Genomic DNA, 23,812 nt, shown 5'->3' with positions numbered 1-23,812 from the left:
TACCGGTCAACGGCCCGCAGCGCCATCCACGCCCGGCATGGAGCGAACTGTCCCGAAATCGTGCAGAATCGCTGTTTTCCAGCCTTCTGCCATTCGATATAGGTTGCTTTTCCATCAGGTCATGCGCACAATTATCGCCGGGGACTTGTCGGGGGACAAATTTCGCCATGTATCATATGCCCTTGGCGTCTTCTTCCGCGATGGACCGCCTGGTGCTTTGGCTGGGACGTTCACCGACGCTGGGTTTCGCCATATCCCGCGTCGCCTTTTCGGCTGCCGCGACCTGGCAGATCGCGACGATGTTCAGCAACGAACCGGAATTCGCCCATACGGCGTTGCTGCTGAAGGCTGCCGTGTGGACATGGACGGCGATCAGCATCGCGCAAAATTCGCTGACGCCGCCGCTAGGGTTGCTGCTGCGCCCCATCTTCCTGATATTCGACCTGATCGTTTTCCTGACGGTCATCGTGCTGTGCGACCCCTTGCAGATCGCGGCGCTGGGATGCCTGTTCTTCGTCGCATGGTCGGCGTCCGACCGTTTCGGGCGGGGCGCGCTCGTCATATTGGGGTTGTGCCTGGTCGTCGCCTTCATCGCCCGCGGCTATTATGAGGCATGGGTTCCGGCCCGCCATGTGCCTGCCGTGGATCGCGCCATCGACAGCCTGACCATCGTCATCGGATGCGTCATCGCGGCATCGATGCTGAGCATGAACATATTGGAGCAACGGCTGATAAGCTGGACGGAGCGGCTGCAAGGCGTCGGCCTCTCCTTCCAGAAATCGCTGGCGCAATTTCTGGTGGAGCAGGTCTCCCAATTGATGAACTCCCGCTATTGCGCGTTCATCTGGGAAATGACGGACGACACCGCCGTCCATTGCGAATTGACCGATGCGGAGGGCCCGCGCCATATCATCCTGCCGCAAAAGCAGATTGACGGCCTGTCGAACGTGACGCCGCGGGAAGCGCCCTTCCTCTATTCCACCCAATCGCCCCGGCTGCTGCTGCGCAGCCGCCTTGGCATATTGCGGAACGAGCGCGCGGCGGACCTGACCGAGACCATATCGGACGTGTTCGGCCCCGGCCAGGGCGCGAGCTTCCACATCCAGGCGGGGGAATTGCGCGGACGGCTGTTCATCGGGACCAGCCATGGCTGGTCGCCCGCCGTGCTGCTGCGCTGCCTGCGCATACAGGAGGGGATCGACCTTTTCCTCGAACGGCATTTCTTCTTCCTTGCCTGGCGCCAGCGGACCTTTGCCGAAGCGCGTCAGGCGCTGAGCCGCGATCTGCACGACAGCGTGCTGCAGACGCTGGCGGCGCTGCGCGTCCGTCTCGTCACCACGATCCACGGTCTGGCGGATGCGGACGTCCCCGGACAATTGGCGGAACTCAAGTCGATGGAAGAGCTGGTGACGGCGGAACAGGCCCATTTGCGCCGCCTGCTCAGCCAGCAAAGCCCGGTCCCGGCGGAAAGCGACGTCGACCTGGGCCGGGAGGTCGAGCGATGCTGCCGCTTCATCGCGCTGCAATGGGCGATCGACTGCCGCCTGAATCTGGTCGAGCGCTCCATGACCGTATCGGCCGAGACCGCGGCGGAGGTCGAATATCTGATCCGCGAAGCCGCCGCCAATGCGGTGAAGCACGCCAATGCGCGGCATATCACCGTCTCCATCGCCCAGGTCGACGATGAGATATTGATCGCGCTGAAGGATAATCCGGGGCCGCTGGCCGTCGCCAAAGAAAGCTATACCGGCGACTTCGAACTCCAGTCTCAGTCGATCATGAAGCGGCTGGGCAAAATCGGCGGAACGGCGTATTTTCATAACTTAAGCATGAATTCACTGATTTCGATCAGACTACCAACCTCTTTACCAAGGTCTCCGATATGATGGCCCAGATTGCGATAGTCGACGATCATCCGATCTTCCTGGATGGCATGGCGCAGTTCCTGAACTCCCATGGCCATGACATATTATTCTGCGCCCGGTCGGTCGAAGAGGCGCTGGAGCGGATGGAAGCGGGCGAGCCGGATCTGCTGATCCTGGACGTCAGCATGAAGAGCGGCGGCGGCCTTGCGATCCTGTCCGCGATCCGGAACAGCGGCAGCACGGTGCCGGTGATCTTCATGACCGTGCATATCCGTCCGGAACAGACGCTGGAGGCGATCAAGCTGGGCGTCGACGGCGTGGTGCTGAAGGACAGTGATCCCAACGACCTGCTGTCCTGCATTCAGCAGGTGATGAACGGCAACAAGAGCATTGCACCCTTCGTCATGGAACAGGCGCTGGTGCACAGCATTTCCGCGCCCGCCAACGACACCAACGTCCTGGCGGTGCTGACGGATCGGGAGCTGGAGATCGCCGGCCTGATCCGCGCCGGCCTGCGCAATCGGGAGATCGCCGGGCGTTGCGGACTGACCGAGGGCACAGTGAAGGTGCACCTGCACAGCATCTTCCAGAAGCTCAATATCAAGTCGCGCTCCGAGCTGATCATCATGATGATGTCGATGGACAGCGAAATGCCCGCCGTCGGGATGGAGCATTAGAAGGCTGAAGGGGTGGTTTCCTGCCATGCCTCGCTTCGTCACCCCGGGCTTGACCCGGGGTCCCGCTTTTCTTCTTGAGTGCGCGCCTAGACCAAGGCAGCGGGACCCCGGGTCAAGCCCGGGGTGACGGAGAACTCATGTCCGCTATTGGCCCATAACCGCCGAAAGCTTCAGCGCATTCCCTGGACGAAATCGGGCAGGCGCGCGACCCCGTTGGGATTAGGCCCCGCCATATACAGCGCCATGATCGTGCCAAGCGAGATCGCCACGCCATAGGGGATCGGCCCCTTTTGCGCGAACAGCGCGACCGAGGACCCTTCCCGCAAGCTTTGGGGCACCATCCGGCGCCCGGCGATGAGCAGCAGCGCCAGCACGCCGCCGCCCACGGTGATGTAGACGAACCAGGGGACCACCCCCTGCCAGTCGAACCAGAGCGCGCAGGCGGCCATCAGCTTGATGTCGCCCCCGCCCATCCAGCGCAGAGCGAACAAGCCGCAACCCAGCGCGAACACGCCCAGAAAAACGGTGCCGTTGCGCCAGATGTCATTCTCCCACCCCGCCACCGCGACCCAGACGGCGTAAAGGCCGACGACCAGCAGCGGAAAGACGTTGGATATGCGCAGCCGGGCCATGTCCTCAATGGCCGCGGCGATCAGGACGAGGGAAACAACCAGCAGAACCACGTCCTTCATCATTTCCCCGCAGTCTCCATGGTGGCGAGCGCGGCGGCCGCTTCCGGCACGAAGCCGTCCGCTTCCGTCATCGCGCGGCTGAGATAGGCCTGCGCCCTGGGCATGTCGCCCATCCGCATCGCAACCTGCCCCGCATTGCTGAGCCGACGGCCCCATTGATCGGCGCTGTCGGCGGCACGGCGATGGATTTCCTGCCCCGACATGACATAAGCGGCATCGCCGTTGCTGACGATCCGGGCATCGTCCGGGGCCTGCTCGCGCGCCTTGTCGAAGATCGCCGCCGCCTTGTCCGCCTTGCCCTGCTTGAGCAGCGAAAGGCCGTAATTGTTGAGTATCTGCGTCGGTTTGTCCGTCAGTTGGAAGGCCCGCTCATAGGCGGCGGCGCTGAGCGCCCAGGACTGCGCCTGATCATAGGCCACCCCCAGCGCGTTCCAAGCCCGCCACCGGCCCGCGCAGGCATCGACGGCGCGGCGCAGCGGTTCCAGCGCCTCCTGCGACCGGCCAAGCCGCATCAGCGCGATCCCCTGCCCCTCATCCACGCGGCAATCCTTAAGTCCGCTCTGGCCGAGCGCGGTGAAGCGCGCCACCGCTTCCTGATCGCGCCGCTTTTCCAGGGCCATGCGCGCCGTCGCGATCTCGATAGGCCGGAGATCGCCGGCCAGCGCCTGGGCGCGCCACTGGGTCAGCATCGCCTCCGCCTGGATGATCCGTCCGCCTTCGATCGCCTCATCCACCAGCCGGGCATAATCCAGCGCCGGCGAAGCGGGAACCGCCGCCGCCGGGGCGACCGCCGCTGAAGGAACGGCCGCCGACAGAAGCAGCGCCCAGATCATCCCCGCGCGCCCTTGCGCCCGGCAGGACGCATGATGCTCTTCCAAAGCCGCTCGAACACGCCATCCCTGGCTTCGGCATTGGCGTCTGCCTGGGTCGCGGCCGGATCGGCATCGTCGCCCGCCATCCTGATCGGTTTTGGCGCCGCCTGGATTTCAGGCCTGGCGACGGTGATGATCGGCGCCGTCAGTTCGCGCCGGGCCTGCGTTTCCGCCACGGTCACGATCCGCGTCGTCAGTTGCGGCTTGCCTCGCTCCGCCGGGGCCACCGCCTCCATCGTGCGCAGCCGCACTTCGCCCAGCGAGACCCGCTCCAGCTCCACGCTCGCCATTTGCGCAGAGTGCGCGGCAGGCGTAACGGAGGCCAGTTGCGCCAATGTCGGGCGCATGGCCTTGGGCATGGCGGTCGTCGCCGCGCCCGCCTGCGCCAGCAGCGCGTCAGCCTCCCCCTTCAGCCCCTGCGCCGAAAGGCTGCGGGCGAAATTGCGGGTGATGCGCGCATCCTGCGGCGCGCGCGCCAAGGCCAGTTCGAAAAATTCCCGCGCCAGATCATGCCGCCCCATGGCCGCATAGCTGATCGCGACGCCGTTCAGGCCATGCGCGTCCGTGGGATCGTTGCGCACCGCCCGGCGAAAGGCGTCCAGCGCCAGCGCATATTCGCCCCGCGAAAAGAGGAGGTCGCCGCGCGCCAGCGCGTCCTGCGCCTGACCGTCCGGTTGCTGATTGACCGGCCTGATCGAAAAGACGCCCTTTTGCGTCGAACTGCACCCCGTCGTCGCAATAATGAGAGCGACTGCCATCACAGCTTTGTTCATGGTCCCCCCTCCCCTCAATATCTAATGGCTCATCACCGGCAAGATGTCCCGCACCACGCGGACGATCGCGGGCAGCATCAGCACTCCGATCATCACCGGCAGCATGCACGCGACCAGTGGCACCGACAGCAGCACCGGCAGGCGATGCGCCTTTTCCTCCGCCCGCATCCGCCGCTTCTCGCGCATTTCCGACGCATAGACGCGCAGCGTCTGGCCGACGCTCGATCCCAATTGGTCAGACTGGATCAACAGCGTCGCGAAAGAGCGGATCTCGTCCACGTCGACATCGTCCGACATGCGCCGCAGAGCGTCCTGCCGGCTGCGCCCGGCGCGCAATTCCAGCACCACCTTGCCCAAGGCCGCCGACACCAGTGGATGCGACACGGCCAGTTCCCGGCCGACGCGGTCCATCGCCGCCTCCAGGCCCAGACCCGCTTCGACGCAGACCAGCATCAGGTCCAGCGCGTCGGGAAAGCCGTGGATGATCGCCTCCTGCCGCCGCGACGCCTTGGCCGAAATATAGAGGTTGGGCATGTACAGCCCGAACACCGCGAGCAGCGACGCGACCAGATAGAGCGTGAACGGCGCCGGAGGCTCAGGATTGCCGAGCGACGTCACGACGAAAATCGTCGGCAGGGCAAAGGTCAGGACCAGCCGGATGAAGGTGAAGAGCTTCGGCGCATCCGGAGAGGCGAAGCCAGCCGCGATCAACCGCCGGCGCAGGCTGTCATTATTGGTGTCGACCAGCGAAATGCCCATCTTCTCGATCCGGTCGATGAGCTTCTTCCATTCGCTGTTGTTCCGCTCGCCGCGCAGCGTCTGGCTGCCATTTTGCGTGGCGTTGCCGCCTTCCCCCACCAGGTCGAGCCGGCCGCGCACCCGCGCATTGCGCAGGACCACATCCGACAGGCCGAACACCAATGCGACGATGGCAAAGAACAGCAAGCCGAGAATGAATGGCCGCAACTGGATCATGAGCGCCGAATTCAACATCGCATCACACCTTCAGGTCGACCATGCGGCGTATCGTGACGAAGCCGATGATGTAGAGGAGAATGAGGCCGGTGAAGCCAATGATGAACATGCTGTCCTGCGCGACGTCCAGATAGAAGGCCGGGTTGACCAGGAACAGGCCGACAAAGGTCAGGATCGGCAAGGCCGTCAGCATCACGGCGGTCATGCGCCCTTCGGAACTGAGCGCCCGCACCTTCATGAACAGGCTGGCCCGTTCCCGGATGACTCCCGACAGATTTTCCAGGATTTCGGCCAGATTGCCGCCCGTCTCGCTCTGCACTGCCAGGGAAATCACGAACATGTGCATTTCGTTCATGTCCCAGCGTTCCGCCATGCGCTGAAGCGCATCGCGCAGGTCGGCGCCATAGGTGACTTCATCGACGACGATGCCGAATTCGCTGCCGATGGGATCGCGCATTTCCTTGGTGAGAAGGTCGAGCGCCGCGGCGATCGGATGGCCGGCGCGCAGACCGCGCACGAAAGTGTCGAGCGCGACCGGAAATTGCTCCTCCATCTTCTTGCGGCGCCGCTGGGCGAGCCGGGTCAGCACCATCATCGGCAGGGCGATGCCCAGCGCGCCCGCAAAGGCCGCCGCCATCACGAACATGCCCGCCGTCAACGCGTAGCCGGACGCCATGCCGCCAACCATCACCAGCAGGAACAGCATGCCTGTCGCGATCAGCATCGCCATCAGCACGGTGCGCGCCGGGAAGGTCAGCCCCGCGCCATGCAGCACCCGCATGACGCCCAGCCCCGCCCGGCCAACCAGGGTGGAGCGGTCGAAACTCACCGCTTCATCGTTGCGCCGCAGCTTGGAGAGGACGGTGCTGCGTTCGAAGCCCGCGGCGATCATCTTCAGCCGCCGATTGACGACGCGATCCGTCGTCGCCCGGGCGCGCAGCCAGCTCGAAATGCCTTCGATCGTCAGGAGCACCGCCGCGAACAGCAGGACAAGGACGAAGACGCGGATATAGAGCGGGTTCATCAGTGTATCACCGCATCGGGACGGAAGAGTTCGGCGGGGAGCGCAATGCCCCGGTCCGCCAGCTCGCCCATGAATTTGGGGCGGATGCCTGTCGCCTCGAAATGGCCGCGCACCATGTTGTTCTCGTCCCGCCCAGTCATCTTGAAGCGGAAGATTTCCTGCATGGTGATGACCTCCCCTTCCATGCCGGTGATCTCCGACAGGCTGAGCAGGCGGCGGCGGCCGTCGGCCAAGCGCCCGACCTGCACGACCACGTTCAGCGCCGAAGCGATCTGCGCCCGCGCCGAGCGGGGCGAAATGTCGATGCCGCTCATGCCGATCATCTGTTCGACGCGGGACAACGCGTCGCGCGGGGTGTTGGCGTGGACGGTGGTCATCGAACCGTCATGGCCGGTGTTCATCGCCTGGAGCATGTCGAACGCCTCCCCGGCGCGGACTTCGCCCACGATGATCCGGTCGGGCCGCATGCGCAGCGCGTTCTTCACCAGGTCGCGCTGGGTGACTTCACCCTTGCCCTCGATATTGGCGGGGCGGGTTTCCAGCCGGGCGACATGGCGCTGCTGCAATTGCAGTTCCGCCGAATCCTCGATGGTGACGATGCGCTCATGTTCGTCAATGGCGGCCGACATGGCGTTCAATAGCGTCGTCTTGCCCGAGCCGGTGCCGCCGGAGATCAGCACGTTGCGGCGCGCCTCCACCACAGCGGAGAGCACCTGCGCCATCGGCGCGGGCACACTGCCCAATTCGGTAAGCCGCGCCATGCTGATCGGCACCTTGGCGAATTTGCGGATGGAGAGGAGCGATCCATCAATCGCCAGCGGCGGCACCACCGCATTGACGCGGGACCCATCGGCCAGGCGCGCGTCGACGAAGGGCGACGCTTCATCGATCCGCCGTCCGACCGCCGCCACGATCTTCTGGATGATGCGCAGCAGATGCTTCTCATCCTTGAACCGGGTCGCGGTTTCGACCAGCCGGCCGCTGCGTTCCACGAACACGACCTTGTGGCCGTTCACCAATATGTCGGTGATGCTGTGGTCCTTGAGCAGCGGCTCAAGCGGCCCCAGCCCCAGCAGCTCGTCGAGAATGTCCGAAACCAGCCGCCGGCGCTCTTCCAGATTGAGCGCATGCTTCTGAAGCGCAAGCTGCTCGTGGACGATCTCGCCCACTTCGACCTCCACCTGCGCCCGCGACATGGTTTCCAGCGCGGAAAGGTTGATGATGTCGATCAGCTTCTGGTGCAGCGCGACCTTAAGCTCGGTATGCCGGTCCTCTTCCCAGTGCACCGCCTCCGTCTCGGTCGGCCCCACCTCGTCGCGAGCGTCGCCCCGTTCCCCTTTTCGGATCTGCCACATCAGCCCTTCTCCGCCTGACGTTCTGCCTCAGCCGCCTGCGTGCAGCAATCGACGACATCCTGCAAATCCTTGCAGATGCGGCTGCGCGCCTTCAATTCCTGGATCAGCACGCCCTGGTCGAGCGCGGAGCTGACCAACGGGAAGTCATTGGCGATGCTGAGCTTCACCGGATGGTCCAGCGCGGCCGCCGCATCCTCCAGACCGATGGCGCGGAAGAATTTCTTCTCGACGCGATTGGCGATGACGTGGATGCGCGAAGGATCGATGTCCTGATCGCGCAGCAGCGAAATCTGCCGCCGCGCCTGCCGCAAGCTGGCGATGGTGAGTTCGCACACCAGGAACACCACCTGCGAACGCGCCACCAGCGACATCGACCAGTTGGTCCAGTTGCCCGGCAGGTCCAGATAGACCGTGTCGAAATTGCGCTGCGCCAGTTCGACGATGCGGAAGATCTGATCGGCGTTCACCGCCTCGATCGGCATGATCTCCGGCGGGGCGGTCACCAGGCGCAAGCCGGTGGAGGTTTCGAGGGTAACGGTGCGCAACAGCTCGTTGTCGACGCGGTTGCCCGCATTGAGCAGGTCGGCCAGCGTCAACGGCGAGGAAATGCCCAGGAAAGTGCCCGCATTGCCGAACTGGATGTCCAGGTCGAACAGGCAGACCTCGCCGCCATTCTGCTTGATGGACCGGGCGTGGAGGCTGGCGGCCTGCGTCGCGATGGTGGTCGCGCCGACGCCGCCGACGCTCTTGATGATCGACACGAGCTGGCCCGTCTTGACGTCGTCCTGGCGGCTGGCCGCGATGCGGCTCCTGAGATCGTCCAATATCGCCGCGAGATCATGCGCGCGCAGCGGCAGTTCGACGACATCGTTGATCCCGCTGCGCAGCAGGGCGCGCACGACCGCGATCTGCGCATCGCGCACCGCCGCCACCAGCATCAGCTTGGGATGGGCGGCCTTAAGCCCGGCGAGCCGCATCATGGAGGCTTCGTTGTCGGGCTCCACCTCGATGATGATCGCCCTGGCGTCGGCGGCCAGTTGCGGCGGCACCGGCGCGCTCGCACCCAGCATGGAAAGGGTCAGCGACTGGCCGGTCAGCCGGTCGCCCAATATGTCGGACGCCTGCACCTCCTGCTCGGACAGGATGAGGTGAAGCCCCTCATCCCCGATATTGAGGGTCCAGCTCTCGGCGGGTTCCGCTGCGTTCGTCACGATGCCCAAGATCTTGTCCCTCAATTTGATGCCGTTCCCTGGCCGTCTTCCATGGTGAGAGCGGCGCTGAAACTGGGCAAGGTGATGGTGCCTGCGAAAAATCTGAAAAGGAGTGGCCGGAAAGTCAGTTGCTTGAGCGACACCTTTACCAGCGGCGAAACGTCCGATCCATTGGGATCGCCCGCATAGCCGAGGCCCGAATAATTATAATCGATCGTGACGTTGGTCGAAGCGATTTCAGGCATGAACAACCGCATCCGATTGACGATATTGTTGAAGGCCGTAAGCGCGTTCGCCTGGTCGCTGCTGCTGGTGCCGATCAAATTGGCCGGGCAGGTCGCGCCGGTCTTGCAGGTGCAGTTCACCGCGCCGGCGTTGATCAGGCAGGATGCGCCGCCAAAAGCGCTTTCCGGAATGGGATCGCCCTGCGTGATCGTGCTGCCGTTGACGAAGCTGTAGGAATAGAGCCCATTTGGAACCATGTCGGCGGCGACGGCATAGCGCACCCCCATCTGCGTCGCCTTTTCGGCGCGGTTCCAGGTCCACATCAACCGTCCGACATCGATGACGCCAAGCAGCAAGATCAGCAGCAGCGGCAACACCAGCGCGAATTCCGCCGCCGACGAAGCGCGGGTATCGCTGGCGAAGCGGGCGAGCCAGCGCATCATATCCCCTGCACCGTCGCTTCGGATTCGGAGACCAGATTGAGCGATCTGCTGGTGAAGCCGAGATTGTTGAACAGCGAGGTATAGGGCACGACCGCCGAAACCTTGACCTTGGGGACGTTGGACATCCCCTTGTAGATGCCTGAATAATTGCCGCCTGTGATGGCGGTGCAGCTTACCGTCACGGATACGGTCGTCGCCGTCGTCCAGCCCGCCAACCGGGCGATGCCGCCGTTGGCGATCTGCCCCGTCCGGGTCAGGTTGCGCGTCTTGTCGATCACGTCCGTCGCCACCGTATTGGGGCAGGTGAAGTCCGTGAAGGAACGCCGCGCCGCATAACGCGCGCCATCGCGCACGGCCTTCGCCACGACATGCTCGCTCAGGAAATAATTGCCCAGTTCGAACGAGCCGAACATGAGGACGATCAAAAGCGGCGTCACCAGCGCCATTTCAGCCGCGGCGGCCCCCTGCCTGCAAGCGATGATGCGTGAGAAGAAGTTCGTCATCTTCGTCACTCGATCAAATAGGGGACGGCACGCTGGACGACCTGGCTCGCAGTCGCTCCGCCCCCATCCAGAGTTGTTTCGCCAATCACTTCGACATAGACGTCGTTCGCGTCCGTCCGCGCACGATTGAGGGACGGCTCCACGAGGAAGAGCTCGATCCATTTCCTGACGGGATACACTGTCCCGCCGCCGCCATGAACATCATAGGCATGGCAGTTTATGACAGCCGCGGAAATCCTGCGGCGGTCCACGGTGCTGCCGCCAGGGACCAGCCCCGACCCATAGCCCTGAAGAGGCGAGCAGATGGGCGAGTCATAATCATCCGATGATGGCGACGAGCCGGCCGTGCGCCTGGACAGGATGACTTTGCCGCCGATGGTTTCACCGCGATGCTGGATTTCCCAATTATACACCTGATAGCGCGTGGGATTGGACGGAAGAGGATTGGTCGCCGTATTGGTGTAGTTAGGCCAATCAGCGCTGATCCAACCATAATTCACATAGAAATACGCATTTCTGTCCCAATTTCCGTCACCGACTTTGCCGGCGCTGCAAGACCCCGCCGTGGAGACGGCATGGCATTTATCCCGTGGATAGCCCATCGCCTGCGGCATGTTCGCCAGAAGGAGATCGTCCGTGGTGGAAGATGGCAAATATTCGGGGGAAGGCAGTTCCCATTCATTGTTGGCGAAGCCGCATTTATTCGCATTGGCGGGAGCACCTTTGCGAATGACGTCCTTCACCGTGTTGATGGATGGAGGGCAAAGACCGGGGCTGGGGCAGGAAGCATTATTGCCATTGCCGTTATTTCCGGTTCCGCTCTGCGCATTGTTGTTGGCCCGCTCATAAATGTCGAAGCGGGTGTTGATCGCCTGCGTCACGGTCGTGCCCGCGCCGGTGCGCGTCTTGACGCCTTCCAGGCTCGAACAGTCGCCGGGAACGGAAATCCAGCCCAGAGCCTGCCGCAATTCGACATTCGGGTTGGAGGTCGATGAGCCGGTATCGAGATAGCCGAAATTGCCGGGGGCCCAGGCGCTGTTGCCATTGCCGACCGAAACCAGTTTAAGCCCCTTGCCTATCCGGTTGCTGACGACGAAATCATAATCCACATTCGTGTTGTCGTCCGGCTCGTCCGGATTGCAGATCATCACCGGCGGCACTTTGCAGATCGCTTCTCCCACGCCGGCATAGGCCTTGGCGGAAAGCGGACCGGATGACAGCACCGCCACAATGGGCGTCAACGCGAAGCGGGCCGTGCGCGAATTGACCGTCACCTCGACAAAATTGACATCGGCGTCGGTCAGCGTGCCCGTATCGCTGCGATCCTTGTTCTTGTAGAATTTGATGAAGCCCGTCCGGTCGCAGGTCGGCTCATCATTCGGGACCGTGACGGCCAGGCCACTGGCGTTGCCGTCATTGGCAAAACGGGCATTGTTAATGAGGAGCGCACTGGCGGCGCTGGCAGCGCGGCTGCACGCGTTCGCCTTGCCATCCAATTGCGACGCCGCCGCCAGAGCCGCCTGATCCGCCGCATTCTGCAGTTCGGAATCAAGGCTGGCCATCCGCGCATAGTCGAATGCGATCCCCCCGGCCGCGATCAGCGCGAAAAGCGACAGCGCGACCGTCGGCGCAACCGCGCCGCTGGTCGACTGCAACAAACTTTTCCGCCGGGCATACATGGGATCATTTCCTTTTAGCGGCTGCTGCTGCTACCCTGGGTCGTGCTGATGGATGACGGCTCCTTCACGGCGCCTTTGCGATAGCGCTCCACCGCGGCGGCGCTGCGCGTGCCTTCGCCGCCCTCCACGAGCGTTCCTTCATGTTGCGGCTCGGGATTGACGACCTGCATGGCATAGTTGCTCCGCACAGCGCCCCCGAAGGTCGGGTCGTTCGCCGTGCACGCGGTCAGGGCCGGGGCCAGCAGCAGGACGGCAAAGGACAATTTGCGCATATTGCTCATGATCACTCTCCCGCTCATAGCTCATAGCCCGAGGTGGCGGCGGCCGGGGCGGCGGCAGGGGCCGCCGGAGCCGCTGCGTCCTTGCCCGGCGCTGCCGGCGCGGGCGCCGCCTTGGGCTTTTCCGGCGGCATGGCGTTGGGATCGAGCGGGTTGATGCCCACGGCCTTGTCCGTCCGTCCCATCAGGAACAGGTCCAGCTCATTGGGATTGCCCACCCGATCGGTCGGCAAACGCACATCGGCGGCGCGGATCGGCTTCACCAGGCGCGGCGTCACCACGATCACCAGTTCGGTTTCCGATTTCTGGAAACCCGTCGACCGGAAGAGCGTGCCGATGATCGGCAGCGAACCCAATATGGGCAGTTGCCGGACCGTATCCTGAAAATCGTTCCGCAGCAGACCGGCGATGGCGAAGGACTGCCCGTCGCGCAGTTCGACCACCGTCTTCGCCCGCCGGGTCAGCAGGCCGGGCACGACCAGGCCATTGATCGTCACCGACGCCGAAGGATCGATCGAGCTCACCTCCGGCTCGACCGACAGGCTGATGATGCCGTCGCTAAGCACCGTCGGCGTGAAGCCGAGGCTGACGCCGAAAGGCTTGAACTCGACGGTGATGCCGCTGCCGCCGCCGCCAGCGCCCGCGCCGCCGCCCGATCCGCCACTCCCCTGGATGACGGGGATCGGAAATTCTCCGCCCGCCAGGAAGGAGGCGGTCTCACCCGACAGGGCCACCAGCGTCGGTTCCGCAAGCGTCTTCACCAGCCCCTTGCGCTCAAGCGCGTCAAGAGCGGAGAAGATATTGAGGCTGCCCAAAGTATAGGACCAGGCGCCAACGCCGAAGGCGTCCGACAGGCCATCGACCGTGATCACCGGGCGAGGAACGATGCCAACGCCATTGCCGACCGGCGTGGTGAAGGTGTTGCTCGTCGCCACGACGGAGTCAGGCGCCAGATTGCCTATGCTGCCATAGGTCTTGTTGCCCAGGAAGCTGTGGTTGAAACCGATCTGCTTCGCTGCCGCCCGGTTCACTTCAGAGAAGCGGACCTCCAGCATCACCTGTTGCGATGCGCCCACGGTCAGCATGTTGACGACCTTTTCGCCCGCATAGGTTCTGGCGATCTGCACCGCGCGATCCACCGCCGAAGCGTTGGAGACCGTGCCCGTCAGCACGACCGCGTCGTTGGAGATGCGCGCGCCGACCGGTTCGCCGGGAATGAGTTCCGACAATTGCCGCTTCAGCGTCACGACGTCCGGCCCGACCGCCACGTCGACCACCGCGATCATCATGTTGCGGCTGTCGTAGAGCGTCAGGCTGGTCGTGCCCATCTTTTTGCCCAGCACATAGACCGAGCGGTTGGTCATGGGCAGGATGTCGGCAATTTCCGGATTGCCGATCAGCGCCTTCGAAAAGGGGCGGTCGACGGTCAGCACCTGGCTCTTGTTGAGCGGCACGTCGAGCTGGCCGGCATGATTGGCGTTGCTGACGTTGAGGGAGGCGACCTGGGCCTGCGCCGACATGGGCAGCAGCGACGCTCCGGCGCTGAGCGCCAGGCAGGAGGCCAGCATCGGCAAGGACTTAGCGGGAACCATAGCGCTTCACCTCATAGCTGGTGCCGGTCGTGCCGCGCACGATCTCGACCGATGCGGTTGACGGCAGGGCGTTCGTGTTCTTCGGCACCACGCGGCGGGCCGGACGGAAGGCCGGAGCCGGGCGCGGCGGCAGATAGGCGACGTCCGCCATGCGGCTCCGGGGGCCGGCATAGCCGCCGACATAGGCGCCGTCGCGCAGATCCTCTATCCCCACGGTCTGCACCGCCGGATTGGGCTTGTCGGTGAGATTGCGCAGGACCAAGGTGAGCTGACCGACCTGCTGGGCGAGGACCAGCTTCTGCGCGTCGACCTGGTTGACCTCCAGCGTAGCGGTCTTGCCGACGGCCGGGTCCTTGGACGTGTCGTTGGCGTTCTGGTCGATGGCGATCACGCGGGTTCCCTGCAGGAGCACGTCGGTGATCTGCTGGCTGCCCGCGACGGGGTCCGTCAGCGTGCGCGTCACGAAGACGTCGACGGTATCGCCGGGAAGCACGAAGCCGCCCGCGGCGGCCACATCGCTCACGCGAACCGCGACGGCGCGCATCTCCGGGGAAAGCACCGCGGACATGGTCGCCCGCCCGCCTTCGCCAGAAAGCTTGGAAGCCAGGATCGGCTCGCCCGGCTCGATCTGACGCAAAACGACCCGGCTCTTACCGAGCGAGGTCAGTTGGATGGGATCGCGGAAAGCGCCCGGCGGAACCGAGCTTACGGGCCAGTCGACCACGCGGATCTTTTCGGCGGTGACCGCCGATCCGAAGGGCAGCGACACGGTCGCCACTACGACCTTCGCCGTCCCGCCCTCCGCCTGCGGCGCCTTTTCGGCGCTGGTCAGATAGGAGTTGGCGATAAAAACGGCTGCAAGGCCCAGCAATATTGCGAGGCCTAGGACTATGAGAGATCTGCGCTGCCCCACGACAACTCCCCCCGGAATTGAAGTTACGGGAAGGCCAGCAAAGTAACCGGCCTTCCCAACTTTATGAATTTAGCAGTTCGCTGCCGGCGCATTGCCGGTGCCGACCGTCGCGACGCAGTTGGTGGCAGCGTTCATCGAGCTCTTGATCGCGCCGCCCAAGTTCCAGGCAGCCAGAGCGATGCCGGTGCCGACGATCGCCAGGATCAGAGCATATTCGGCGGCCGAAGCACCGCTTTCGTCAGCCCAAAGGTTCTTGAAAAAAGTCATGTCTTTTACCCCTATAGCGATGATTTAGCAGGTCGGCGCCACGTTCGTGCCGACCGTCTTGATGCAGTTGGTGGCCGTGTTCATCGAATTCTTGATCGCGCCACCCAGGTTCCAGGCGGCAAGCGCGATGCCGGTGCCGACGATCGCGAGGATCAAAGCATATTCAGCAGCCGACGCACCACTCTGGTCGGCCCACAAGCTCTTCACAAAAGTCATGTCTTTTACCCCTAGTAGCTGGGAGCAACCCCCAGTCGCTCTTGCTCAGCTCTACGGTAGGGGCCTGTCCACCTCGCGACCCCGGCGCCGGTTATGGTCCGATCACCAGGTAGTTGGCAGTTCCCGTAGAACTTGGGATCAAATTGAACCAAAGCGGAAGCAAGTCAACACGGTAAAAAAAATGTATATTTCTCAGTGGCTTATCGCAATTTTTTGTTAACCTTTTTCGGAAACCAGGATTGTTACCTTAAGTAAACGACGCCAATTTTAAATATATCTTTGGATATATGACTTTAGAAAATTACAATTTATTCCGGATTTTACTACGACTTTCATTTCCCATGATCTTCCTAAATCCAACTAAAATCCGACGTTACTGAATAATTCCCGGATTTTACTTAGATTAAATGGCACGTCATCATAGACAAAGAAGATGCCTATTTGACCGGATAGTTGGAAAACGGAGCTGGAATTGCCTGAATGGCTAATACCTTCGTACTAGACTATTCGGGGCAAGGGAGAGCGACGACTTTGGCCCGGAAAACTGGCAGGCGGCACGGCTCGCCGCGAATCAGCCGCGACTCGTCGCGGCAAGATCAGGGGAATATCGCGTTTAAATATGTCCCGTTTTGGGAAAAAGCGCTGATTCGCTTTAACTTACGCTTACGCGCTGGCGGAAGGTGATGTTCACCCGATCCGACAGGAGAAGATAAGGCAACCAGATCGCGGCGCTGATCAGCACCTTCTTCACATTGCCCGTCAGCATGTCGAGCAATGCGGCATCCACGCCATGCGGCACATTGTCCATCCCGGCCACCAGCTTGGCGATGCTGAGTTGCGCCAGCAGGTCCACCCCCCACACCATCACCAGGAAACGCGGGAACAGCGGCGCCAGGCGCAACGCCATGGCGAAGGCGAACATGTAGAGGCTCGACAGGATCACCACGTCGGCCAGCATCACGCCGTAAAGACCGACGAACCAGGATGGCGAATAACTGCCCAGGGCAGGAATGGAGCTCAGAAACTCCAACGTCCGCACCGGCACGTTCACAGCGATCCCGACCAGCAGCGAAGCCATCACGCCATAAAGGCCGAATTGCGACATCTCCCGCGCCTTCAGGCAATCCAGCTTGCGCCAACGGCCCAGCTTCGCCAGCCGGAAGGCGGGCTGCGCATGGACGCGCCCGGCAGGGAACAGCTTCAGCCCCAGCAGCAGCGAGCCGACCGGCGCGCCCACGACCAGCAGATAGGGGAGCAGCCCCGTCCCGCTCGCCCAAGGGGTTCCGTCATAGGGCGTCGCGGGAAAGGCCAGCCGCAGGCCGCAGGCGAAGGCGGCCGCCAATATCCAGATGGCGACGATCCGCTCCAGATTGACCTGCATCGACAGCACGACGGCCACGCTCTTGCGATAGAGATGGTCCTTCACCAATCGCACCATGGAAACCGGACCTCCTTCGCCTTCACCGCCTGAACCTGGCCGCGACTATCCGCGATCCTGGTAAACGCCCGGTAAATGCGCGGCGGCGCGGAAAGTTCTGCCCGATGGTCCCGATATGGGGAGACGGCTCGAAAAAGATAAGCCCCGGGCCGTCCTCACTTGCGCGGAATCGTAATGCGGATCGTCGTGCGTCCGCCGATGCTCTGCAGGAACACTTCGCCGCCGAGCATCTGGATCCGCCGCATCAGCGAGCGCGACGGCACCGCCCCGCTCGGCCCCAGGCGCGCCATATTGGGCACGCCGTCGTCGCTCACCTGAAGGACAATGCGATTGCCATCCGGCTCCAGCGCGAAGTTCACCATGCTCGCCCCGGCATGGCGCACCGCATTGGCGACGATCTCGCGCACGGCGAAGCTCAGCTCCCGGCCGATCATGGCGCTGGTGGCGCAATTGCCGTCCTCCACCTTCAGCTCGCAATCTATGCCCCATTGCTCGCCCAGCGACCGCACGACCATGGCCAGCGTCTCGGGCAGATAGGCGAAATCCTCCTCATCGACCTCAGGGTTGATGATCCAGCGGATGGTCGCGATCTGGTCCTTGGCGATGCGATCCACATTCTCGATCACGGCGCGCGGCTGCACGGACTGCCCGCCCAGCAACGGCGCGATCTGGAAGCGGATGCTGGCCAGCGCCTGCAGCACGCTGTCGTGCAATTCGCGCTGCAACCGCTCCCGCTCCCGCGCGCCGGCGATGACATGGGCGAGGTCCAGGCTGTTGCGGACGGTCAGTTCCTCGCAGGCGCTTTCGAAGACGCGTTGCGCGATGGCGGCGCGATCCTCATGGCATGGATCGTCCAGGCAGGCCGCGCCCACCGCTTCGAAGGTGCCGATCGTCACCCGCACGGTCAGCACCGTCTTCGCATCCAGCAGCGCGGTCCACGCCTGCCCGCCCGCCGACAAGGCGCCCAGCAGGGATACGCCGTCATGCGACAGCGAAATCGACGCATTTCTCGACCGGTCGTGCCAGCCGGTATCGGCCGTCAGCAGATTGCCGAAACCGATGGAGGGCATTTCGCGCGCCGCGCTGCTGGCGAAGCGCAGCGGTTCGTGGCTGGCCGTGCGGAACAGCACCGCAACCGCGCCGCCCCCGGTGGCGAGCCTCAATGCCTGGAGCATGAAGGGACCATGGTCGCTCCTGGCGGTGGGCAATTCGCCCTCCAGCAGCCGCTTGCCCCGCTCATATTCCAGCAGCGTTTCCCGGCGCGGCCCCAACAGCACGCCGGTCACCAGGATCACCACCGCCAGATAGCAAGCCCGCAGCACGACCCGCTCCGCTTCGGGTTCCGAAGGCAGCAAGGCGATCTCGTCGATCCATGTCGTGCCGATCGCGGCCGTGCCGGCGACCAGCGCGACGAGCAGGTGGAACCGTCGCCGCACGATCAGCGCTACTTCCACCGCCACGAAGAAACTGCCGGAGAAATAAGGGCTGTTGGACGGGTTCGTCACCAGCAGCAGGGCGAGGAACAGCAGTGTGTCCAGGCATATGACCGGCGCGCGAATCCGCATGTCCGTCACCCAGGAGCGCGACGACAGGAATACCGCCGACAGCGCCAGCAGCAGCATGAGGAGGATCAGCACATGCTCGGCCATCTCCGCCCAATGGCGGGCGCTGGAGAAGGCGAAGCTGACGGCGGCATAGATGATGGCCAGCAGCAGCCGGGTGAAATCCAGCGTCTGCCAGGGACGAAGCGCCGACAGGGCCCGCATGTCCCACCAGCTCAAGCGCATCGCGGATTCGTTCCGTCCGTCCATCGCGTGATGCACATCCCCTTGTTCGACCCCGATGCTTTATGTCTTTTCTGGCCGCATCTTATGGAAAGGAAATCATGCCGCGGTCAAATGTCGATCCGTTCGTCGCAAAGATAATCGGACATAGGGTTGCGGTCAGCCCAAGGCACAGGATCGCGCTTCGTCATGTCAGCCGTGGAAATAATCATAGACCTGCTGCGCCACCGCCTTGGACACGCCGGGCGCTTTTTGCAGATCCTCCAGTGCGGCGCTCTTCACAGCCCTGGCGGTTCCGAAATGCATCAATAGCGCCTTCTTGCGGGAGGGGCCGATGCCCGGCACCTCGTCCAGCGAACTGACGGTGATCGCCTTGCTGCGCTTCTGCCGGTGCGCGCCGATGGCGAAGCGGTGCGCCTCGTCCCGCAGGCGCTGGAGATAGAAAAGAACGGGATGGTTGAGCGGGAACATGATCTCCCGCCCGTCCAGCATGTGGAAGACCTCGCGCCCTTCGCGGCCATGATGCGGCCCCTTGGCGATGCCGATCATGCAGACATCCTCTATGCCCATATCCTCCAGAATGGCGCGGGCGGCCGATAACTGCCCCTTGCCGCCGTCGATCAGCACCAGATCTGGCCATTCGCCGCTGTCCCGATCCGGGTCCTCCCGCGCGGCCCGGCCAAAGCGGCGCTCGAACATCTCGCGCATCATCGCGAAATCGTCGTTGGAGGTTTCAGGATTCTTCATGTTGAACTTGCGATAGGCGTTCTTGCGGAACCCCTCCGGCCCGGCCACGACCATCGCGCCCAGAGCATGGGCGCCCTGGATATGGCTGTTGTCGTAGATTTCGATCCGGTCGGGCACGCCGTCCAGCCCGAACGTCTCGACCATCTCATCCAGCACCTTGGCCTGGGTGGTGGTTTCCGCAAGGCGGCGGTCGAGCGCCTCCACCGCGTTGCGCTGCGCCTGTTTGATGAGGCGGGTGCGGTCGCCCCGCTGCGGCACCTCGATCCGCACCTTGGACCCGATGCGCTCGGTCAGCGCCTGCGCCATCAGGTCGCATTCGGCGGGCATGCGGTCCGACAGGATCAGCTTGGGTGGCGGCACTTCTTCGTAGAATTGCGCCATGAAGCTGCTGAGTACCTCATCCTCGGCCACCTCCGCCGTGTGGACGGGGAAGAAGCTGCGATGGCCCCAATTCTGCCCGCCGCGGATGAAAAAGGCCTGGATGCACATCGCCCCACCCTTGGTCGCCAGCGCGAAGATGTCGGCATCGCCCAGCCCCTCGGCGTTGATCGCCTGGCTGCCCTGGATGAAGGTCAGCGCCTTCAACCGGTCGCGCAGCACCGCCGCCTGCTCGAAGTCCATCGCGTCGGAAGCGGCCTGCATCGCCTCGCCCAGCTTCTTCTGCACGGCGGTCGATTTGCCGCCGAGGAAATCCTGCGCGTCCTGCACCAGTTCGGCATAATGGGCGTCGTCGATCCGTCCGACGCAGGGGGCGGAGCAGCGCCGGATCTGATAGAGCAGGCAGGGGCGCGAGCGGTTGGCGAAGAAGCTGTCGGTGCAGCTTCGGAGCAGGAACAGCTTTTGCAGCGCGTTGATGGTCCGCGTGACCGATCCGGCGCTGGCGAAGGGGCCGTAATAGCGGCCCTTATATTTGCGCGCGCCGCGATGCTTTTGCACGCGGGGGAAATCATGATCCTCGCGCAGCAGGATGAAGGGAAAGCTTTTGTCGTCGCGCAGCAGGACATTATAAGGGGGGCGGAAGCGCTTGATGAGCTGCGCTTCCAGCAGCAACGCCTCCGCCTCGCTGTTGGTGGTGATGATCGTCATGGAGCGGGTTTGCGCCACCATGCGCTGCAACCGCTTCGGCAGGCGGTCGACCTGGGTATAGTTGGTGACCCGGTTGCGCAGCGCCCGCGCCTTGCCGACGTAGAGCACATCTCCCCGCGCATCCTGCATGCGATAGACGCCGGGACGCGTCGGCAGGGTCTTCAATGTCGTGCGGATCGCCTCCACGCCTGCCTCTATGTCGGGCTGGCTGCCCGTGACGGTGAAGGTCGCCTTGTCTTCATGGAAACGATCGGGAGATTGAGGACCGGACATGCGGCAGAGATAGCGGCCCCGGCAGGGATCGCAATGGCGGTGGCGGATCGGTATGACAAAATGCGCTGTTTCGGGTGGGAAGCGGGCGGTCTACCTGCGCTGTTTCCTAGCATTACAGTTGCATATTGATTGAAACTCTGAATCAATGGGTCTCCATGGTAAGGAGGCCGTGGATGACGGGTACATCGATTGAGACCACGCTGGAGCTATGGGCATCGTCGCTTCGCGACGTGAAGGCTCGTATGCGCGGCTTGTTCACGCAGGAACGAGTTGCAGCGTCAGCGAACCTTTTCCTGGATGGTGTGCTGGGCGACGAGCGTCGTAAGACGGGTTGGATGCGCGCTGAGGCGGCGGGTGATCCGGGCCCCTGGCGACAGCAAGCTATTTTGGGCCGGGGGCGCTGGGACGCGGACGGGCTTCGCGACATTGTGCGGGAGTATGTTGTCGAGAACCTCGCCACACAGGAGGCAGTTCTGGTCATTGATGAGACCGGATTTCTCAAGCAGGGCAAGGCGTCCTGTGGTGTTGCGCGTCAATATACCGGCTCGGCGGGCAAGATTACGAACTGCCAGATTGGTGTGTTCGCTGCCTATGTGTCGGCGCGGGGTCACGCCTTTATCGATCGGGCGCTCTATTTGCCCAAGAGTTGGACGAGCGACCCGGCAAGGCTGGCCGCCACCCACGTTCCCGAGACGGTCGCCTTCGCCACCAAGCCAGCTTTGGCTGTCGATATGATACAGCGCGCGCTGGCAGTGGATGTGCCCTTTTCATGGGTAGCTGCAGATGCGGTGTACGGCGTCGGAGACATTGAAGGCGCGCTGCGCCGAGCCTGCAAAGGCTATGTCCTCGGGGTTAAATCCGATCACCATTTCGGCTCATGGGCAGGAAAGCCCCCGGTTGCAGGCACGGCGGAAGAAATCGCGCGTGACCTTGCGCCTCATGCGTGGCAGCGCTTGTCCGCTGGCGAGGGGACCAAGGGCGCACGGCTTCATGACTGGGCTTACTGTGAACTCGCCGATCTCGAAGCCGATGAATATGATGAGACGAAATCGGGCCTTTGGACCCGCGGTCTTCTGATCCGCCGCAATATCAGCGACGGCGATCTCGCTTTCTTCACAACCTGGTGTCCCGCCGGGACAGACATCCAGGCGCTTGTGTCCGTCGAAGGCCATCGCTGGGCAATCGAAGACGGCTTCGAAACCGCCAAGAACGAACTCGGCCTTGACCACAACGAAACGCGATCATGGCATGGCTGGCACCGCCACGTCTCGCTCGTGATGCTCGCCTTCGCCATGATGGCGGTGATCCGGTATCGCGCAAACGACGCAACGCCCCCAAAAAGACTGAGGATGCCGACCATCAGGATCTGATCCGATGGTCGATCCAGGAAGTCCGACGGATCGCCAACAAGCTTGCTCAGCGCCGTATCCGGCCCGCCTACATCATCGCTTGGTCATGCTGGAGACGAGCGCATCAGGCTGCAGCACGGCGCGCTCATATCAAATCAAAAATGCAACTGTAAAGCTAGAAACGCACGGTGCTCCTGCGCAGGCAGGAGCCCAGTCCTGCCGTGTGTGGACATCGCACCTTCGGAACTGGGCTCCTGCCTGCGCAGGAGCACGGCACGCTTTTGAGGGTAAGAACGGTCAAACCCCGCCATAGGCCGCTCAACCACAAACCGCCCAAACAAAAAGGGCCGGCGCGACGATCCGCACCGGCCCTTTTTCCAACCTTCAAACAGGTTTCAAACGCTAGGTCCAAGCCCCTTGATCGCGTCATCGACCAGCGCCTTGTCGGCCTTGGCATCATGCCCCTGCGCGATCAGCGATGCGGCGGCGCTGGTAGCGGCGCGCACGGCCTTTGTCCGGATGTCCGCGATCGCCGCGCGTTCCGCCGCGCCGATCTTGTCCTCCGCCATCTTCTGGCGGCGCACGACGAGAGCGGCGGCATTCGTCTTCGCATCTTCCAGCAGCGTCGCTGCCTCATGCTCAGCCGACTTGCGCATGGCGTCGGCCTCGCCAGCGGCGGCCGCCAGCTTGGCTTCATATTCCGTCTTCAGCGCTTCGGCTTCGGCCCGCAGCTTGGAGGCTTCCTCCAATTGCGCCTTGATCTGCGCGATACGACCGTCCAGCGCGCCGCCGATCAGGCCGGGCACCTTCTTGATGAGCAGGATCAGGATGAACACCGCCATCGCCAGGCTGACCCAGGCCGTGGCGTCCATGCCGACCGCCTTGGGGTCCGTATGCGGGGCGACGCCTTCATGGGCGACGGTGCCGACAGGCTCCATCCCTTCCGAATGAATTGCCTGATTCAAATGCGGGGCTTCCGCCTCACTATGCTGTGCTGCTGCCTCAGCCATGGGCCAGTGCCGCCTTTACTGCGTTGCGGGCCGCGTCGTCCGACGCGTCCACGCCGGAAATGCGAGCCACCATGTCGCGCGCTGCATCAGCGGCAACGGTTTCAATCTCTGCCATGGCTGCGTTGGACGCAGCCTTGATGCGGGCTTCGGCCGCGCCGATCTGGCCTGCGATTTCCGCATCCGCGGCTGCAAGCTTGACTTCGGAGGCCTTGGCCGCTTCCGCCTTCGCCTTCGCCAGCCTGGCCTGAACGGCCCCACGGCTTTCGGCGTCACGGACCCGATAGTCCGCCTCCGCTTCATCGGCACGGGCGAAAGCCGCCTTGGCGGCATCCAGATCGCCGGTGATCTTCGCGTCACGCGCATCGGCCGTCGCCTGGACCTTGGGCACCATGCCGAGGCCAATGACGAAGAAAACGAAACCGAAGGTCAACAGCAGCCAGAATATCTGCGATGAATAGGTTTCGGCAATTTGCGCGATTTGAGGCATTTTTCGGTCCGTCCGATCAGGGCGCGGTCAATCAGAGGACGGGCATGGGCGCCATAAGCGACACCCGATGCCCGCCCC

General features: G+C 63.3%; 23 protein-coding genes. 3 read left to right on the top strand and 20 right to left on the bottom strand.

Annotated features, from left to right (window positions below; genetic code table 11):
• The first annotated feature begins 176 nt into the window (after window positions 1-176).
• Together HUK72_RS02690 and HUK72_RS02685 are read left to right on the top strand one after the other, a co-directional pair.
• Window positions 177-1,886, top strand: coding sequence for a sensor histidine kinase (locus tag HUK72_RS02690; protein ID WP_255325762.1), 1,710 nt, complete (start codon window positions 177-179; stop codon window positions 1,884-1,886).
• Window positions 1,883-2,542, top strand: coding sequence for a response regulator transcription factor (locus HUK72_RS02685; protein ID WP_176595408.1), 660 nt, complete (start codon window positions 1,883-1,885; stop codon window positions 2,540-2,542). The genes HUK72_RS02690 and HUK72_RS02685 overlap by 4 nt, the downstream gene beginning before the upstream one ends.
• A 170-nt stretch (window positions 2,543-2,712) precedes the next feature.
• On the opposite strand, the gene HUK72_RS02680 is transcribed toward HUK72_RS02685, so the two are convergent.
• The 18 genes from HUK72_RS02680 to uvrC all read right to left on the bottom strand — a co-directional run bounded on the left by HUK72_RS02680 (window position 2,713) and on the right by uvrC (window position 20,888).
• Window positions 2,713-3,237, bottom strand: a complete 525-nt coding sequence (locus tag HUK72_RS02680; protein ID WP_176595407.1) for a prepilin peptidase — start codon at window positions 3,235-3,237, stop codon at window positions 2,713-2,715.
• On the bottom strand, window positions 3,234-4,067 hold the full coding sequence (locus tag HUK72_RS02675; RefSeq protein ID WP_176595406.1) for a tetratricopeptide repeat protein: 834 nt from the start codon (window positions 4,065-4,067) through the stop codon (window positions 3,234-3,236). Before HUK72_RS02675 ends, HUK72_RS02680 begins: the two co-directional genes overlap by 4 nt.
• Window positions 4,064-4,879 carry a tetratricopeptide repeat protein gene (locus HUK72_RS02670; protein WP_176595405.1) on the bottom strand — a complete coding sequence of 272 codons (816 nt, stop codon included), beginning with the start codon at window positions 4,877-4,879 and terminating at the stop codon, window positions 4,064-4,066. Before HUK72_RS02670 ends, HUK72_RS02675 begins: the two co-directional genes overlap by 4 nt.
• Window positions 4,880-4,900: 21 nt before the next feature.
• Window positions 4,901-5,872 carry a type II secretion system F family protein gene (locus tag HUK72_RS02665; RefSeq protein WP_176595404.1) on the bottom strand — a complete coding sequence of 324 codons (972 nt, stop codon included), beginning with the start codon at window positions 5,870-5,872 and terminating at the stop codon, window positions 4,901-4,903.
• Window positions 5,873-5,876: 4 nt separating this feature from the next.
• Window positions 5,877-6,878: a type II secretion system F family protein gene (locus HUK72_RS02660; RefSeq protein ID WP_176595403.1), complete on the bottom strand. Its 1,002-nt coding sequence runs from the start codon at window positions 6,876-6,878 to the stop codon at window positions 5,877-5,879.
• Entirely contained in the window at window positions 6,878-8,233 is a 1,356-nt protein-coding gene (locus HUK72_RS02655; protein WP_176595402.1) for a CpaF family protein, read from the bottom strand. The genes HUK72_RS02660 and HUK72_RS02655 overlap by 1 nt, the downstream gene beginning before the upstream one ends.
• Window positions 8,233-9,468, bottom strand: coding sequence for a pilus assembly protein CpaE (locus HUK72_RS02650; RefSeq protein WP_176595401.1), 1,236 nt, complete (start codon window positions 9,466-9,468; stop codon window positions 8,233-8,235). The genes HUK72_RS02655 and HUK72_RS02650 overlap by 1 nt, the downstream gene beginning before the upstream one ends.
• Window positions 9,465-10,112 (bottom strand): TadE/TadG family type IV pilus assembly protein, encoded by a 648-nt coding sequence (locus HUK72_RS02645; protein ID WP_176595400.1) that lies wholly within the window; start codon window positions 10,110-10,112, stop codon window positions 9,465-9,467. Before HUK72_RS02645 ends, HUK72_RS02650 begins: the two co-directional genes overlap by 4 nt.
• Window positions 10,109-10,615, bottom strand: coding sequence for a TadE family protein (locus tag HUK72_RS02640; RefSeq protein WP_176597714.1), 507 nt, complete (start codon window positions 10,613-10,615; stop codon window positions 10,109-10,111). The genes HUK72_RS02645 and HUK72_RS02640 overlap by 4 nt, the downstream gene beginning before the upstream one ends.
• A gap of 5 nt (window positions 10,616-10,620) precedes the next feature.
• Window positions 10,621-12,294, bottom strand: a complete 1,674-nt coding sequence (locus HUK72_RS02635) for a pilus assembly protein TadG-related protein (RefSeq protein WP_176595399.1) — start codon at window positions 12,292-12,294, stop codon at window positions 10,621-10,623.
• 14 nt (window positions 12,295-12,308) lie between these two features.
• Complete coding sequence (locus HUK72_RS02630; RefSeq protein WP_255325595.1) at window positions 12,309-12,575, bottom strand: hypothetical protein; 267 nt, start codon at window positions 12,573-12,575, stop codon at window positions 12,309-12,311.
• Window positions 12,576-12,589: 14 nt separating this feature from the next.
• Entirely contained in the window at window positions 12,590-14,164 is a 1,575-nt protein-coding gene (locus tag HUK72_RS02625) for a type II and III secretion system protein family protein (RefSeq protein ID WP_255325594.1), read from the bottom strand.
• Window positions 14,151-15,077: a Flp pilus assembly protein CpaB gene (gene cpaB, locus HUK72_RS02620; protein ID WP_176595398.1), complete on the bottom strand. Its 927-nt coding sequence runs from the start codon at window positions 15,075-15,077 to the stop codon at window positions 14,151-14,153. Before cpaB ends, HUK72_RS02625 begins: the two co-directional genes overlap by 14 nt.
• Before the next feature lie 69 nt (window positions 15,078-15,146).
• A complete protein-coding gene (locus HUK72_RS02615) occupies window positions 15,147-15,344 on the bottom strand; it encodes a Flp family type IVb pilin (protein WP_176595397.1) in 198 nt (65 codons plus the stop codon).
• Window positions 15,345-15,368: 24 nt separating this feature from the next.
• Entirely contained in the window at window positions 15,369-15,560 is a 192-nt protein-coding gene (locus HUK72_RS02610) for a Flp family type IVb pilin (RefSeq protein WP_066556169.1), read from the bottom strand.
• A gap of 652 nt (window positions 15,561-16,212) precedes the next feature.
• Window positions 16,213-16,998: a DUF2569 domain-containing protein gene (locus tag HUK72_RS02605; RefSeq protein ID WP_176595396.1), complete on the bottom strand. Its 786-nt coding sequence runs from the start codon at window positions 16,996-16,998 to the stop codon at window positions 16,213-16,215.
• A 155-nt stretch (window positions 16,999-17,153) separates the two neighbouring features.
• Complete coding sequence (locus HUK72_RS02600) at window positions 17,154-18,809, bottom strand: sensor histidine kinase (protein WP_176595395.1); 1,656 nt, start codon at window positions 18,807-18,809, stop codon at window positions 17,154-17,156.
• Window positions 18,810-18,974: 165 nt separating this feature from the next.
• A complete protein-coding gene (uvrC, locus tag HUK72_RS02595) occupies window positions 18,975-20,888 on the bottom strand; it encodes an excinuclease ABC subunit UvrC (protein WP_176595394.1) in 1,914 nt (637 codons plus the stop codon).
• Between the two features lie 155 nt (window positions 20,889-21,043).
• On the opposite strand from uvrC, the gene HUK72_RS02590 reads away from it, so the two are divergent.
• Entirely contained in the window at window positions 21,044-22,258 is a 1,215-nt protein-coding gene (locus HUK72_RS02590; protein WP_176597711.1) for an IS701 family transposase, read from the top strand.
• A gap of 374 nt (window positions 22,259-22,632) precedes the next feature.
• Here the strand turns inward: HUK72_RS02590 and HUK72_RS02585 are convergent, their stop codons facing one another.
• Window positions 22,633-23,247, bottom strand: a complete 615-nt coding sequence (locus tag HUK72_RS02585) for a F0F1 ATP synthase subunit B (RefSeq protein ID WP_176595393.1) — start codon at window positions 23,245-23,247, stop codon at window positions 22,633-22,635.
• Complete coding sequence (locus HUK72_RS02580) at window positions 23,240-23,734, bottom strand: ATPase (RefSeq protein ID WP_176595392.1); 495 nt, start codon at window positions 23,732-23,734, stop codon at window positions 23,240-23,242. The genes HUK72_RS02585 and HUK72_RS02580 overlap by 8 nt, the downstream gene beginning before the upstream one ends.
• Between the last annotated feature and the right edge of the window lie 78 nt (window positions 23,735-23,812).

The organism is Sphingobium sp. 15-1 (assembly GCF_013375535.1).
Lineage (GTDB): Bacteria > Pseudomonadota > Alphaproteobacteria > Sphingomonadales > Sphingomonadaceae > Sphingobium > Sphingobium aromaticivastans.
This window is presented reverse-complemented; position numbering and strand designations above follow the sequence as displayed.